General features: G+C 50.1%; 16 protein-coding genes. 2 read left to right on the top strand and 14 right to left on the bottom strand.

The window, feature by feature from the left end; genetic code table 11:
* Positions 1-296 precede the first annotated feature (296 nt).
* On the bottom strand, positions 297-1,709 hold the full coding sequence (locus WG929_RS06895) for a hypothetical protein (RefSeq protein ID WP_416205453.1): 1,413 nt from the start codon (positions 1,707-1,709) through the stop codon (positions 297-299).
* On the bottom strand, positions 1,697-2,596 hold the full coding sequence (locus WG929_RS06900; RefSeq protein ID WP_416205454.1) for a hypothetical protein: 900 nt from the start codon (positions 2,594-2,596) through the stop codon (positions 1,697-1,699). The genes WG929_RS06895 and WG929_RS06900 overlap by 13 nt, the downstream gene beginning before the upstream one ends.
* A 613-nt stretch (positions 2,597-3,209) precedes the next feature.
* Here WG929_RS06900 and WG929_RS06905 point away from each other — a divergent pair.
* Positions 3,210-3,944, top strand: a complete 735-nt coding sequence (locus tag WG929_RS06905) for a transposase (protein WP_416205455.1) — start codon at positions 3,210-3,212, stop codon at positions 3,942-3,944.
* A 195-nt stretch (positions 3,945-4,139) separates the two neighbouring features.
* On the opposite strand, the gene WG929_RS06910 is transcribed toward WG929_RS06905, so the two are convergent.
* The 6 genes from WG929_RS06910 to WG929_RS06935 form a co-directional block, all read right to left on the bottom strand.
* Positions 4,140-4,379 (bottom strand): hypothetical protein, encoded by a 240-nt coding sequence (locus WG929_RS06910; protein ID WP_416205456.1) that lies wholly within the window; start codon positions 4,377-4,379, stop codon positions 4,140-4,142.
* A 24-nt stretch (positions 4,380-4,403) separates the two neighbouring features.
* Positions 4,404-4,904 (bottom strand): hypothetical protein, encoded by a 501-nt coding sequence (locus tag WG929_RS06915; protein WP_416205457.1) that lies wholly within the window; start codon positions 4,902-4,904, stop codon positions 4,404-4,406.
* Positions 4,901-5,914, bottom strand: coding sequence for an AAA family ATPase (locus WG929_RS06920; protein ID WP_416205458.1), 1,014 nt, complete (start codon positions 5,912-5,914; stop codon positions 4,901-4,903). The genes WG929_RS06915 and WG929_RS06920 overlap by 4 nt, the downstream gene beginning before the upstream one ends.
* A 311-nt stretch (positions 5,915-6,225) precedes the next feature.
* A complete protein-coding gene (locus WG929_RS06925) occupies positions 6,226-6,495 on the bottom strand; it encodes a hypothetical protein (RefSeq protein WP_416205459.1) in 270 nt (89 codons plus the stop codon).
* A gap of 182 nt (positions 6,496-6,677) precedes the next feature.
* A complete protein-coding gene (locus WG929_RS06930; protein WP_416205460.1) occupies positions 6,678-6,953 on the bottom strand; it encodes a toxin-antitoxin system HicB family antitoxin in 276 nt (91 codons plus the stop codon).
* A 186-nt stretch (positions 6,954-7,139) separates the two neighbouring features.
* Complete coding sequence (locus tag WG929_RS06935; protein WP_416205461.1) at positions 7,140-7,910, bottom strand: Nif3-like dinuclear metal center hexameric protein; 771 nt, start codon at positions 7,908-7,910, stop codon at positions 7,140-7,142.
* Between the two features lie 100 nt (positions 7,911-8,010).
* Between WG929_RS06935 and WG929_RS06940 the strand changes: the two genes are divergently transcribed.
* Positions 8,011-9,174 (top strand): trypsin-like peptidase domain-containing protein, encoded by a 1,164-nt coding sequence (locus tag WG929_RS06940; protein ID WP_416205462.1) that lies wholly within the window; start codon positions 8,011-8,013, stop codon positions 9,172-9,174.
* Positions 9,175-9,213: 39 nt separating this feature from the next.
* On the opposite strand, the gene hisD is transcribed toward WG929_RS06940, so the two are convergent.
* From hisD to WG929_RS06970, 6 genes are all read right to left on the bottom strand, one after another.
* The gene (gene hisD, locus WG929_RS06945; protein ID WP_416205463.1) at positions 9,214-10,518 is read right to left on the bottom strand and encodes a histidinol dehydrogenase; all 1,305 of its coding nucleotides are present in this window, start codon (positions 10,516-10,518) and stop codon (positions 9,214-9,216) included.
* A 13-nt stretch (positions 10,519-10,531) separates the two neighbouring features.
* Positions 10,532-11,182: an ATP phosphoribosyltransferase gene (gene hisG, locus WG929_RS06950; RefSeq protein WP_369856884.1), complete on the bottom strand. Its 651-nt coding sequence runs from the start codon at positions 11,180-11,182 to the stop codon at positions 10,532-10,534.
* A 29-nt stretch (positions 11,183-11,211) separates the two neighbouring features.
* Complete coding sequence (gene murA, locus WG929_RS06955; protein WP_416205464.1) at positions 11,212-12,477, bottom strand: UDP-N-acetylglucosamine 1-carboxyvinyltransferase; 1,266 nt, start codon at positions 12,475-12,477, stop codon at positions 11,212-11,214.
* 14 nt (positions 12,478-12,491) lie between these two features.
* On the bottom strand, positions 12,492-12,737 hold the full coding sequence (locus tag WG929_RS06960; RefSeq protein ID WP_416205465.1) for a BolA family protein: 246 nt from the start codon (positions 12,735-12,737) through the stop codon (positions 12,492-12,494).
* A gap of 175 nt (positions 12,738-12,912) precedes the next feature.
* The gene (locus WG929_RS06965) at positions 12,913-13,224 is read right to left on the bottom strand and encodes an STAS domain-containing protein (RefSeq protein ID WP_416205466.1); all 312 of its coding nucleotides are present in this window, start codon (positions 13,222-13,224) and stop codon (positions 12,913-12,915) included.
* Positions 13,224-13,892 (bottom strand): MlaC/ttg2D family ABC transporter substrate-binding protein, encoded by a 669-nt coding sequence (locus tag WG929_RS06970; protein ID WP_416205467.1) that lies wholly within the window; start codon positions 13,890-13,892, stop codon positions 13,224-13,226. Before WG929_RS06970 ends, WG929_RS06965 begins: the two co-directional genes overlap by 1 nt.
* Between the last annotated feature and the right edge of the window lie 86 nt (positions 13,893-13,978).

Genomic DNA, 13,978 nt, shown 5'->3' on the forward strand with positions numbered 1-13,978 from the left:
CGTCCGTTGTTTGAGCAGTAAAAACTCTGGCAGTGACGCTCCAGTTCAGCCCAGTCGATACGTTGACTGAGCTGAACAAGTTCATGCCTGGGGTCGATCAGGTCAAGCAGCTCCGGGCGCAGGAAATCTTTCTGTTTGTCGTGCTGCTTGTCTTTGGGCGTCATGGCGATCTACCAGATTTTGATATCGTAATATGATTTTACGGGTAGAAAGTCTGGCCGTAACAGGCGTGAAAGGCTGTTGAATGCTGGCGTCGAAGGTGTTGCAGGGACGACTACTTATTAAACACGTTTCACTCAGTTACACCAGGTTTTTAGTGACCACTCAGAAGTACCTTCTCCTTTTTCAACCTCAAAGCGTATTGTGTTTTCTGGTTGATCGGCTGATACTCGGCGGATCGGAATTCTCCAGTTTAGTTTTCCAGCATGATTGAAGCTTCTGCGGACAAGCTCATCATTTACATAAACATTTATGTAATCTGGAATCGTAAATGCATCAAATTCCAAAAATAGTGTTCCGCTTCCATGACCGGTTTTAACGGTTTGGTTGTAATTCGAGCCATATCTGATATTGATTTCAGGACAGGTGAATTTAACAGGTTTTTCTTCGCATACTCGGAGTGATTTTCTGATGCGCTCAATTTTTCCCACGTTGATGTTATTCAAGCTAGGGTAATCTTTTGCATAACTTGCCAAGCCATGTCCATAGGAGTCATCAAAATTAAAGTATTCAAAATGAAATCCATTGGTTGGAGAGTGAAGAGAATATCTACCATTCGTTTGTGAATATATGGTAGAGGCAACCACTCGTTGGACGATATCAGAAAATAAAGTTGTTTGTTTTGCTCTGGATGAAGATGACCAGTTGCTTTCAATATCAAGATTCATTGATGCTAGTTCCATTAAGCCATACATTTCACTTTCACCAATTTGCTTAGGGGCAATCTCATCAATGAAATCATCCAGTATTTGTACTAACTGTTTACCGATAATTGTTCCCTGCGAATGACCTAAAACAATAAATGGTTCATTGTTTTGCAGTAAGTGTTCTACCTGGGCAAATAATGCAGGTGCAATTTCAGGAAGGTTTGATTCAAATGAAGCCTTATACATTTCTTTTGTTGCATAAATGTATTGGTTTATTATGCTTTGATATGCTTCTGTAGTGAGTGCCATTTGTAATATATCAACCGGATCTAAGTTGGCGAGTTCTTGGTCGCTAGAGTTTTTAAGCATTTCGATAGTTGATTGCGCATCTCGAATATCATATATAGCATTCGCGTCGTCAATATTAGATAAATACCTTTCAATTTCTTCAAAGTCTTCGCGGCTCTTTAATTGCTCTCCTTCTAACATAAGCTTTGCCGCTGCTAATTTAACATGGTATACACGATTGTCGGCAATTGACATGCCATTCGGATTGCTTCGGATCATATCCTGTTCGAGTTGCGCCAGTGCCTGATGCACGTCTAATACCATTCCCCAAGTCGGGTTGTGAACAGATGTGTCCAAAGAGAAATTCTTATAATTTTTAAGAATCCCATCTTTCAAATTTTTTACATTTTTTTTGAAAGCACCTCCGTCTGTATCTATGCCATTTATATATAATATTGCTACTTCATCTTCTGATGGGATTTTGCATTCCACTGCGCTGAGGACTGAAGAGCTTATTAAAAATAGTGCTATTATTTGAAGTATCATCCTTGGCATGTCAGTTCTCCTAATCTTTCGGCCGCAATCAATTTTGTTCCAGTTGTGTATTCCATTCTTATAAACGCAGCAAATCTATCTTGACTCGCCATGGATAATAGCTTTAGTGCATATACAAAGTTTGGGTTTGCATCTTTTAGGCAGTCTAACGCTCTTCGGTAGTTAACTGTGGCAGTGAAAAACCTTTCTTCGTTGTCCGGGTTTTCGATCATTTGCATAACCGAATTTGCCAGCCTATAGGCTCCGGTTTTTATTTCGTAATCATCTATATTTGAATAAATAAAGTATTCAAGGTCATCATAAACTCCATCGACATCTTGATCTTTACCTGATATTGAATCTTTGCTTTCATATGGCTCTGGAGTGCTGTCTATATGTATGGTAACTAGCTTGGGGTACCATATTGTCACTCTTCCCCAGAAAATCTTCTTTTTTTCCCACGTTATTGATCGCTTGGTATATGAGTTTTCTATCTTATAAATATCTATGTTTCGATTGTCTAGAGTCTCAACGTAAACATTATCAAAGTCGATACTTGTTTTGATGAGTGCGAAGTTGTTATTGGAGTCCTCTTCTTCATCGTTATGAATGCCTAATTCAGGCCATCTGTCATCCAGCCAACTTCCAAATTGCACTGCTGCATCTTCTGCGTCAGCTAGTCCATCCCGGACAGTATCTTCAGCATCTGCCAATTCATCTCGGACGGTATCTTCAGCGTCTGCCAAATCATCTCGGACAGTATCTTCAGCGTCAGCAGCTTCTTCTCTCACAGAATCTTCTAAATCGGCGAGAGGATCTGTTATCGGAGAAAAATCAATACCAAATCCAAATGATTGGCTGGATATTAGTAGCAAGATTGCCAAGTAGAATATTATGTTTTTTTTCATGTGTTACCATCCTTTGTTGAGTTTATAATCTTATAATTAAATTGTTCCGAATTCGTCATCCCTTGTCGGATAAGCTATTTTAATGTTGGATATTATTTTTGGTTCAGCTTGCCTTTTATGTATTGACTCTCGTAAACATTAGTGCGCTGGATTTGTTGGCAAAACTTATGATTTTGATACGTTTTTGCTTGTGGGAATGGGTGGCTATTTTAAATGACATTAAAAATAATTCGACAATCTTAAGCTGAAGTGACTTTTTTGCAGAAAAGGATGAGTACCTATTATTATTTATAAAACAATAGGTCGAATTGATATTAACATAACACAGGATAGATATCGGACAGAGTTTTGCCCGAAGTAATAGTCCATTCCATAAGATATTTTTCTGTGATTTTTTAATTATTGTATAAGTAGTGGTTATGTGCATTCCTTGCGCTTCAATTCCTGTCAGATAATTCCTTACAGACCTAAGATACTATGGCTGAATGGTATTGATCAATTGATTTACATCAAGTTGGTTGTGAAAATGCCGCTTATTAGCTCAATAAACGACATTTAATTCGTCGTCCCTGCAAAACCTTCGACGCCAGCATTCAACAGCCTTACACGCCTGTTGCGCCCGGAGCTGCTTGACCTGATCGACCCCAGGCATGAACTTGTTCAGCTCAGTCAACGTATCGACTGGGCTGAACTGGAGCGTCACTGCCAGAGTTTTTACTGCTCAAACAACGGACGCCCTGGATCATCGTCCCGATTAATGATTGGCCTGACACTCCTGAAACACATCTACGCGCTATCGGATGAACACTGCATCGCCCGCTGGGTAGAAAACCCCTACTGGCAGCACTTCTGCGGCGAGCAGTATTTCCAACATCGACCACCGATTGATCCCACCACGTTCGGGCGTTTCCGCCGACGTCTCGGCGAGGGCGGGTTAAAGACACTGATGAAAATGACGGTTCGCCTAGGGCTGGAGTTGAACATCATCGACGAAGCCAGCTGCAAGACTCTGGTCGCTGACACCACGGTGATGGAAAAGGCCGTTGCCTATCCAACCGACAACCAACTCTTCAAACGTGTACAGGAACAGCTGGTGATGTTAGCCAAAGCCCAGGGAATCTCGTTGCGGCAAAGCTATGAAAAAGAACTGACCTTTGCTCGCTGGGGCATCGAGGAAGACTACAAAACCCTGAAATCCAGGCTTCAGATTGAGCAGTTCAGTGGTAAAAAGGTACAGACCGTTTTGCAAGATATTTATGCCACCGTGATCCATAAGAACATTGTGGCATTAGCCTGTCAGTGCGCACAGCATCAGGTTGATGGAGGGATAAAAAAAACATCAGTATAAGGTCAACTTCACACAAGCTGCTCGACTGGTGAAGTGGTTTTGGTGGCAGGTCATCAGGGGAAACTGGCTCGCCCTGGTGCAGCATATTTCGAGATATACACACGCGGTCAGGCCGGGTAGACACTACGCTCGCATGGCTCGAAAGAGACAGCCTCCGCCTCCGGCGAGTGCGTACAAGCAGTAGCAGGGCTTAAGTTAATGGCATTGGTCAACACATCTATAAAGATCAATCAAAACACCATAACTAATATGAACATAATAATCCGGAGCCTCACCAGCTATTGTCTTTGAAGATGCGTATGCATAAAACTCTCTGGAATCTTCCCACCTAATCGACAGTTGCCCTTTCTGGGGAAGATAAACATACTCATTCAAGTCATCTTTAATTTTCAAGCAAACATCACAGGCAAGATCAATTATCTCACAATCTTCCATGCCATAACCTCCTATTTAATATAATTAATAATCCACTAGCCCCACCGTCCCCGCCAACCGCTTATTAATCACTTTAACCTCCGCTCGCCATATCTGACCCTGGCGTTTTAATACACTGGCTAATTTATCGCTAAAAGGCGGAAGGTATTCATCTGGCATCTCCGGAATCACCAGATACAACATAATTCTGCGCTCTGGCCCAAGTGGCGTAACTCTAGCCATCGGGCCCATTTGGTGAGTCAATTCGTTATGACGCTCCAGCAAACCTGCCGCGAGTATTTGTAATGAGTTATCCAGCTTTTCGAAGATACTGGTGAAAAATTCGTCGTATTCTTTGGGGGATGTATGAGGGTTAGGAACCGAGCTTTTGGCTTCGATCAGCAGCAGGCTATCTTGCGGAGTAAGCCAGACAAACTCACAGGCCTTGAGTTGTTTGCCTCGCAAAAATGCAGACTCTTCGATCCTGAAAACCCGATCAGGATCAAAAGGCCCAAACGTCATCCCTGACTCTGTGATGGTGATCATCCGATTCCTTCGAACTCCTGTTCAAACAGCCTGACGGATTCCTTGATGATTTCGGTTTCTGGCAGACCGTCATTTAACAAACAGCTCTGCTGCCAGACACCCTGAGAATCAGAGAGAAAACAAGGGATGGGCAGTTGTTGCTGGCGAGCGATCAAGAGCAGCTTTTTGACCACATAATAAGAATGAGTGGCCATAAATATCTGCATGCCCTGCTGTGCCAGCAGGGCCAGAATATCCAAAAACTGCACAATCGCTGTCGGGTGCAAGGCGGATTCTGGCTCATCGACAAAAATTACCGAACCCGGTGTCAGGAAACGGTTGCCGAGCAAGGTATCCAGAATGGCGATTTTCTTGATGCCTTCTGCCGTGCTGTGAATCGAGAATTTCGAGTTGCCCTGTTTGTAAATCCACTCGTTGTTCTCGAACGTGACCTTACCCTGAAACATCTCTTCCAGTTGTTTGCGGGATCTGGAAAAGCTGTCGTAGTTACGGCCCTTTTGTGGTTGGTTCTGCAACGCCAGCACCAGATCGGAATAGGTGGCGTCATAACCAAACTCACGATTCTGCAAGGCACTGCGCAAAATCACATGCCACAGTGACAGCACTTCCTTGGGGGGCAGAAAGATCGAGTTGTCTTCACGTTCAGAAAGGGTGTTAAGCGATGGCTTTACCAGCTTGCTGGTGTCTTGCCCAAAACTGTATGCAAGACTGGTGTTGTCCGACATGGACACTTCAAAACTCAGGCGGTTGCCCTTGCCTCGACGCACCATAGCGCCCAGAGAGTCGGTCTGAAACATCCAATAGAGCTTGTCACTCAGAACGTCATGGAATTCACGCTTGTCATTGCCGCGCCCGGATTCTTCCTGAGTACGCATAACGCAATAAAGGCTTTTCAGCAGCCAGGTCTTGCCACAACCATTTTCCCCAATGATCAGATTCAATGCGCCAAGCCCCTGCCCTTTGGCAGAGGCAATCGGCCCGCTATTGGAGATGGAGAAACTGTAAATCATGCACATGTCCTGAATGATGATTACTTAACTATACCACCATCTTCTACAAGACAAACCGGACGACCTGAGAGTTCGTTAAGCACCAAACTCCGCGACGTTGCAGGTATCCATCCCCCCGTTTTCAACAATATGTCGCTGAGTACCGACACCTGCCATTGCCAAGCATTTGTTTGGCCATTTAACCCTCAACGTTTCCGCTTTTTTATGTGACGGATGGCAACACAGCCCCGCCACTAGCGCCCGTAGCTTCCGCGCATCAGCGCGCTAATATCCGCAGCAGCCTTGTACATGATGGGTGACAGGCTTTCAACTCACTGCAATTCACCGTCGACAAACGCACTCAGAATATCCATCACCTGCTCCTGCTCCGGCGTTGGATTCTGAATCCCCTCCATCGATGCCAGCTTCAAGCGGGCTGCGTCTTTGATCAGGGCAGACTCTTCCTCGGTCAGATCGTGAATCAGGGTTTGCCAGGCATTAATTTGCAGGTCGGCGGTTTCATCCGGGTCATAACCGTTGTCCGGCTCTACCGAGAGATAACAGAGCAGGTCCATCAGTATGGTGGTCAGGTTTTTCATCATGGATTCTCTACAGATATATACCGCGCAGTTAACCCACGCTATGCCGGGGAGTCAACCGGCCAACAGACTGCGCCGGGTCTCGTCCCTATGCTCCTGCGTGGGGATGTTGCGGCGCCAATCTATCTGGTGCTTTGGTTCAGAACACATCTCCCAGTGAACAACAAAAGATGATTTGCGAGGCGTCATTGACGTATTCGTGCTGGATCTTTCAAACCCGTCGTCATTGAACTCTCGAATCTGAAACCATCGGAGCTATCCCATAAAGTGCTCGTCCAGCTTATCCAGCAGCTCCTGCCCACTGCCGCCATAGCCCTGAAGCGGATTTCAGTATCAAACTCAGCGATGGCCTGGGTTGATAGCTCTTCAATCAGTTTGTTCATGCTGATTTTTCTGTGAGCTGCCAGAGCTTTCAGGCGATTATGTTTATCGTCGGGCAAGCGTACGGTCAATGTCGACATGTCAATTTCCCCTCAAATTTCCAGCCCGTTTCTCAACGATATCCGCCGGCTCATACGCACTCGGGGCGACGGGGGCTATCTATTTAATTCTGCACAGCCCCGGCTCTGATTTCGTAATTCGAGACCATCCAGAAACCGGCGGGTACCGGATTAAATAGATGATCTCCGACCACTCAGACGTCGGGCTCAAACCGGGTTATCAATATCGACAAACGTGACCTTGATACCAAACTCGGTTTCCAGGTGCTGCCCCAGAGCCAGAACACCGTAACGCTCGGTGGCGTGATGACCAGCACTGTAGAAATGGGTGCCGGTTTCGCGCGCCAGGTGTACCGCCGGTTCGTTGATTTCACCGGTGATATAGGCGTCGACACCGGCATCCACTGCCAGCTGCAGGTAACCCTGCGCGCCACCGGTACACCAGGCAACTGTTTCGATGATGTCTTCATCTTCGCCAATATGTAATGGCGTACGATCCAGGCATTCGCCAATCCATTGGGCAAACTCGGCGGCAGCCATCGGCTTTGATAATCGCCCGATCAGGCCGGGGGTCGTATGATCCAGCGGATCGATAGCGTCGGTGACGGTCAGTTCGAGAATATCGGCCAGCTGGGCGTTGTTGCCCAGTTCAGGGTGAACATCCAGCGGCAGGTGGTAGGCGATCAGGTTGATATCGTGGGCCAGCAGGGCTTTCAGGCGTTCGCGTTTGATCCCGGTCACACAGGCATTTTCGCCTTTCCAGAAGTAACCATGATGCACCAGCAAGGTATCGGCACCGAGCGCAATGGCTTCATCAATCAGCGCCTGATTGGCTGTCACACCGGTGACGATGTGCTGAATGCGATCTCGACCCTCGACTTGCAGACCATTTGGGCAATAATCCCGGATCTGCCGGTTTTGCAACAATTGGTCCAGATATGTCAGCAGCTGCTGGCGTTCAATAGCGCCATCTAACATGATGCGTCTCGCTTATTTCTGTTAAATTTGTTGGCCAGCAATAATCGACCTGATCGTTTGAACCTGCGGCTTGCTCGCAACCCCGTGGAGACTTGCTTACATGCCCCGATATTCCTTTGTTCACACTATGCTGGTGCCATCACTGGTCGGTCTGTGTGTCGCCTTGATGATTCTGCTTTGGGCGCCGCAATGGGTGACGCCTGCGCTCCAGCAACAGAACCAGCAAACGGCTGCTGCCGTCCAGCAGGATACACCGACAGCGTCCGGCATGGTGAGCAGTTACGCTGATGCCGTGGAGCGGGCAGCTCCTGCGGTTGTCAACATTTACACCAGCAAGGTGGTAAAACGCAAACAGCATCCGTTGTTTGATGATCCGCTGTTCCAGCGTTTTTTCAACACCAAGCCAGAGCCCAGCGAGCGGCTGCAGTCCAGTCTCGGTTCCGGTGTGATCATGACAGCGGAAGGCCATATCCTCACCAATAATCATGTGATCAAGGATGCCGACCAGATTGTGGTAGCCCTGCGTGATGGTCGCGAGGCCAGTGCGACCCTGATCGGCTCTGACCCGGAAGCAGATCTGGCCATTCTGAAAATTGACATGGCGGATCTGCCGGTGATTCAGGTGGCCCATAACGAGCATCTGCGGGTGGGTGATGTTGTACTGGCGATAGGCAACCCGTTTGGCGTTGGCCAGACGGTGACATTAGGAATTGTGTCGGCTACCGGGCGTAACCAACTGGGGCTGAATACCTATGAGAACTACATTCAGACCGATGCTGCCATTAATCCGGGGAATTCCGGTGGTGCCTTGATCAATGCCAACGGCGAACTGGTTGGCATCAATACTGCCATTTATTCCCAGAGTGGTGGCAGCGAAGGCATTGGTTTTGCCATTCCTGGCACGGTTGCCCAGCGGGCACTGACGGATATTTCCCAACACGGTATTGCCATTCGTGGCTGGCTCGGTATCGAAGTGCAGGAGGCAACCCCAAAACTGCTGGAAGCGCTGGCCCTGCCGGAGGCGCTGGAAGGGCTGATTGTGACGGGTATTTATCAGGATGGCCCTGCGGATCTTTCCGGGCTGACGGTCGGCGACATCATCGTCAAGATCAACCAGATGGATGCCAGTGATGCCCGTGCCGCGATGAATCAGATCGCTATTCTGCATCCGGGCGACAAGATTCTGGTGGATTTTATTCGTGAAGGAAAACTGGCCCAAACCGAAGCGATTGCCGGTCAACGGGGTGCCCAGCCAGAAAGCTGAGCAGCGGACAGACTCCTGAGCTGGCCGCCAGCGGCCGCATCAGTCCTTGATGCGGTACTCGGCGGAACGGGCGTGGGCAGTCAGGAACTCACCGCGAGCCAGCGTTGAAGCTACTTTTCCCAGTTCCGATGCGCCATCAGCTGAACACATAATCAGCGATGAGCGTTTCTGGAAGTCGTACACCCCCAGCGGCGATGAGAAACGCGCCGTGCCCGAGGTGGGCAATACGTGGTTCGGCCCGGCGCAGTAATCACCCAATGCTTCTGCGGTATACCGACCCATAAAGATGGCTCCGGCATGACGGATGGACGGTAACCAGGCTTCCGGGTCTGCCACCGACAGCTCCAGGTGCTCAGGTGCAATGCGGTTGATAATGGCCACTGCATCGTCGTCCGAGCGGGCGTGAATCAGCGCCCCACGCTCCGCCAGCGACGTACGGATAATTTCAGCACGTTCCATGGTGGGCAACAGCGTGTTGATGCTGGCTTCCACTTGATCAAGGAAATCGGCATCGGTTGATACCAGGATCGACTGGGCATCTTCGTCGTGTTCTGCCTGGGAGAACAGATCCATGGCAATCCAGTCCGGGTTGGTTTTGCCATCACATACCACCAGAATTTCTGACGGCCCGGCAATCATGTCGATACCGACCTGACCAAACACCATGCGCTTGGCGGTGGCAACGTAAATATTGCCAGGGCCAACGATTTTGTCCACTCCCGGTACGGTTTCGGTGCCGTAGGCCAGTGCTGCAACCGCCTGCGCACCACCAATGGTGAAGACCCGCGAAACGCCAGCGGCAGCGGCAGCGGCCAACACCAGTTGATTCAGCTCTCCCCCTGGCGTCGGCACCACCATGATGATTTCCTGCACGTCGGCAACGTGAGCCGGAATGGCGTTCATCAAGACCGAAGACGGATACGCGGCTTTGCCACCGGGGACGTAAATGCCAACGCGGTCCATCGGGGTGATTTTCTGCCCCAGCACGGTGCCGTCGGCTTCGGTATAACGCCAGGAGTCCTGCTGCTGGTGTTTGTGATACGAACGAACACGTTCAGCGGCCGCCAGCAAGGCGGTACGTTGTGTTTCTGGCAAGCCATCCAGTGCATCCTGCAACTGCTGCTGACTCAACTCCAGGTCGGCCATGGACGTCACATCCATCCGGTCGAACTTGTTGGTGTATTCAATCACGGCGGCATCGCCACGGCTGCGCACATTATTGACGATGTCGGTGACTGCCTGTTGGACGCCGGTATCGGATACCGAGTCCCATGACAACAGCGCGTCCATCTGGCTGGAAAAATCCGCCTGGGCGGAGCTGAATCGACGAATGGATAAAGTCATATTGTCTCCCCGGTTATTTGGCTTGCTGCTGTTGACGCTCTACCGCAGCGCCAATCAAATCGATAATAGGCTGAATCTGGGCATGCTTGACCTTCATCGCGGCACGACTGGCCACCAGTCGGGAGCTGATCGGGGCAATCAGGTCACGCGCTTCCAGACCATTGGCCTTGAGGGTATTGCCGGTATCCACGATGTCGACGATCAAATCCGCCAGGCCCATGATCGGTGCCAGCTCCATGCCACCGTACAGCTTGATAATGTCGACCTGACGGCCCTGTTCGGCAAAGTAGCGTTTGGCCACGTTGACAAATTTGGTCGCCACCCGCAGCCGCCCTTCTGGCAACGCATAGCCCTTGATGGCCGCCGTCATCAGCCGGCAGGTCGCAATGTTCAGATCCAGTGGCTCACACAGATTGTCGCTGTTGTACTCCATCAGCACATCCTTGCCCGACACACCCAAATCCGCTGCACCGTATTCGACATAGGTCGGTACGTCCGTCGCACGAATCACCACCAGCTTGATATGCTCATGATTGGTATCGAAGATCAGCTTGCGGCTTTTTTGAATGTCTTCCGCCGGATGAATGCCCGCCTCGGCCAGCAGGGGCAAAGTGTCATCCAGAATGCGTCCCTTGGACAGTGCAATGGTAAGCGGTTGGGTCATGATGTCCTCAATCTAGTGTGGTGTGCCAATCAGCCGGAAATTCGACGGATATTGGCACCCAGCTGCTGAAATTTTTCTTCAATACATTCGTAACCACGATCAATGTGGTAAATGCGATTTACGTCGGTGGTGCCATTGGCGACCAGCGCAGCCAGTACCAGCGAGGCCGAAGCCCGCAGGTCGGTGGCCATCACCGGGGCACCACTGAGTGCGGCACGACCGGTAATAATGGCCGTGTTACCTTCGACATGAATATCCGCTCCCATGCGCACCAGTTCCTGGGCGTGCATAAAACGGTTTTCAAAGACGGTTTCGATCACAGTACCCACACCTTCAGCGACCGCATTCAGCACCACAAACTGGGCTTGCATGTCGGTTGGAAATGCGGGGTGCGGAGCGGTACGAATATTCACTGCTTTAGGGCGGCGGCCGGTCATATCCAGTTGAATCCAGTCGTCACCGGTGGTGATTTCGGCACCCGCTTCTTGCAATTTCAGCAGCACCGCCTCAAGTAATAACGGGTCGGTGTTGCGGGTTCTGACGCAACCGCCGGTCACCGCCGCAGCGACCAGATAAGTACCGGTTTCAATACGATCGGGCAAGACTTCAAAGGAACAGCCGTGCAGGGTTTCAACACCGTCGACCGTCAAGGTCGCACTGCCTGCTCCCTGAATCTTGGCACCCATGGCAATCAGGCAGTTGGCAAGATCCACCACTTCTGGTTCGCGGGCAGCGTTTTCAATCACTGTCCGGCCATCCGCCAGCGCGGCAGCCATCAGGATATTTTCCGTGCCGGTCACCGTGGGGGTATCCAGGAAGATATGCGCGCCCTTTAAACGGCCACCTGGCACATGTGCCTTGATGTAACCATCCAGCACATCAACATGTGCACCCATCGCTTCCATACCACGCAGGTGTAAATCAACCGGACGGCTGCCAATGGCGCAACCTCCTGGCAAGGATACTTCGGCTTCACCATAACGCGCCAATAATGGCCCCAGCACCAGGATCGATGCCCGCATGGTGCGCACCAGGTCATAGGGAGCAACACAGCTTTTAACATGGCGGCAATCGGTCTCGACCGACATATCTTCGTTGATCGCCACTTCAACACCCATGCACCCCAGCAATTCCAGCATCGTGGTGATGTCATGCAGGTGCGGCAAGTTACCGACCCGCATAACGCCTTCGGCTAGCAAGGTAGCGGCCAGAATTGGTAAGGCGGAGTTTTTGGCACCCGAGATCCGAACATCACCGGACAGCCGGTTGCCGCCAACAATTTGCAATTTTTCCATGTGTCTTCCAAAAATCAGCGCGCAGCATACTCAGCGCTGGTGAAGGTACGAATAGTCACGGCATGCAGCGAGCCATTGGCGATCAGAGGGTTAAGTACTTTGTAGACAACCTGCTGGCGTTTAACGGCATTCAGGCCTTCAAAATGATCGCCGATGCCCTCTACCTGATATTGGTAACCATCACCATCAACAGACCACTGGACGTCAGGAAACTGGCTTTCCAGCATGGCCTGGATTTCGGAGAGTGTAGAAGGTGTCATATTGCTCCACCGGTATTGGAATTAGAGAGGGCGGGAATGATAGCGGATTTAGTGGATCAGAATAAGTGGAAGGAGGATCAGCAATAGATATTCGGCCGATAGTCAGCTGAGGGGGCCAGGCCGTACGCGGTGACCATCAGGAACGGCACCCAAGCCGTCCCTCTTTTTATGTGCGTTATGCGTCAGTGACCATGACTTCGGCAAACAGCACTTCCAGGTCACTGACCTGCAGAATAGGCATCAACCGTTCTGGCACCGAGCGAATGGTCATGTGAATGTCGTGCTGGCGTGCGGTTCTCATCCAATCGAGTAGCAGTGCCACGGCAGCACTCGATACCCGATCCACATTGGACATATCCAGACACCATTCGCCACCGGAGCTGCGAATCATTTCGTGCCCTGGTTCAATCAAGGCAACCACAGTGGACGCCAGCATGTCACCACTGACATTGGCCAGGTTGGCGGAGAGGGACTCAAGCGTGGTCATTATTGTGCCCCACTGACAACGGAGCGCTTGCGCAACTCGCGTCCCTGCTCTTGCAAATTTTCGATCCATTGATCGATGGCCGCACCAATATTGCCATTGTTATCTTCAACCAGCTGAACAAACTGTTCATTAAACAATTGTCCGATGTTGATGCCGTTAACAATCACGTTTTGCGCTTTCCAGGCGTAGGAGGACAGGTCGTAGTACATGCTCTGGGTGATGGGAAAAACCCGACCACTGGGGGTAATAACTTCCAGATCGACCAGAGTGTTGGATGATGTGTGTTCAAAATCCTTGCGAGGCGGTAGCATCCGGACTTCGTAATCGGTGAACTCAATCAGGCCGGTCGCGTAGGAACTCAGCAAACTGCGCTTGAAGGCACGGGCAAAACGCTGACGTTGTTCCTTGCTGGCATCAAAATAATAACGCCCCATGATCTTGCGAGTCAGCCGGCGAAAATCCACCATCGGCCCCAACACATCTTCCAGCTCCCAATAAAACCGGGCCTTGTCGCTCTCGTAAAGATCCCGATTGGTGTTGATTTTCTCCAGCACCTTGGTCGTTACCCGTCGCACCACTTCGTGGGCGTGCTCACCCAGTTCTTCTGACTCAAGTGCCTGAACACCAGGCGCAAGCAATACCATAAGCAATAATAGCAACCGAATCATGCCGTCTCCTTCTCTCCATGTAGCGCGGGCTTATCGTTGTGTGTCAACCGTATGGCAGCAGCCATACGCCTGATCTGGAAAGCTAA

Origin of the sequence: Oceanobacter antarcticus (genome assembly GCF_044962685.1) — a bacterium.
Classification (GTDB): Bacteria; Pseudomonadota; Gammaproteobacteria; order Pseudomonadales; family Oceanobacteraceae; genus Oceanobacter; species Oceanobacter antarcticus.

Excerpts from the sequence above, each read along its gene's own strand:
- WG929_RS06960 (WP_416205465.1), bottom strand. The coding sequence starts at position 12,737 with ATGACACCTTCTACACTCTCCGAAATCCAGGCCATGCTGGAAAGCCAG.
- WG929_RS06915 (WP_416205457.1), bottom strand. The coding sequence starts at position 4,904 with ATGATCACCATCACAGAGTCAGGGATGACGTTTGGGCCTTTTGATCCT.
- hisD (WP_416205463.1), bottom strand. The coding sequence starts at position 10,518 with ATGACTTTATCCATTCGTCGATTCAGCTCCGCCCAGGCGGATTTTTCC.
- WG929_RS06940 (WP_416205462.1), top strand. The coding sequence starts at position 8,011 with ATGCCCCGATATTCCTTTGTTCACACTATGCTGGTGCCATCACTGGTC.
- murA (WP_416205464.1), bottom strand. The coding sequence starts at position 12,477 with ATGGAAAAATTGCAAATTGTTGGCGGCAACCGGCTGTCCGGTGATGTT.
- WG929_RS06970 (WP_416205467.1), bottom strand. The coding sequence starts at position 13,892 with ATGATTCGGTTGCTATTATTGCTTATGGTATTGCTTGCGCCTGGTGTT.
- WG929_RS06935 (WP_416205461.1), bottom strand. The coding sequence starts at position 7,910 with ATGTTAGATGGCGCTATTGAACGCCAGCAGCTGCTGACATATCTGGAC.
- WG929_RS06910 (WP_416205456.1), bottom strand. The coding sequence starts at position 4,379 with ATGGAAGATTGTGAGATAATTGATCTTGCCTGTGATGTTTGCTTGAAA.
- hisG (WP_369856884.1), bottom strand. The coding sequence starts at position 11,182 with ATGACCCAACCGCTTACCATTGCACTGTCCAAGGGACGCATTCTGGAT.
- WG929_RS06900 (WP_416205454.1), bottom strand. The coding sequence starts at position 2,596 with ATGAAAAAAAACATAATATTCTACTTGGCAATCTTGCTACTAATATCC.
- WG929_RS06965 (WP_416205466.1), bottom strand. The coding sequence starts at position 13,224 with ATGACCACGCTTGAGTCCCTCTCCGCCAACCTGGCCAATGTCAGTGGT.
- WG929_RS06930 (WP_416205460.1), bottom strand. The coding sequence starts at position 6,953 with ATGTCGACATTGACCGTACGCTTGCCCGACGATAAACATAATCGCCTG.
- WG929_RS06920 (WP_416205458.1), bottom strand. The coding sequence starts at position 5,914 with ATGATTTACAGTTTCTCCATCTCCAATAGCGGGCCGATTGCCTCTGCC.
- WG929_RS06925 (WP_416205459.1), bottom strand. The coding sequence starts at position 6,495 with ATGATGAAAAACCTGACCACCATACTGATGGACCTGCTCTGTTATCTC.
- WG929_RS06895 (WP_416205453.1), bottom strand. The coding sequence starts at position 1,709 with ATGCCAAGGATGATACTTCAAATAATAGCACTATTTTTAATAAGCTCT.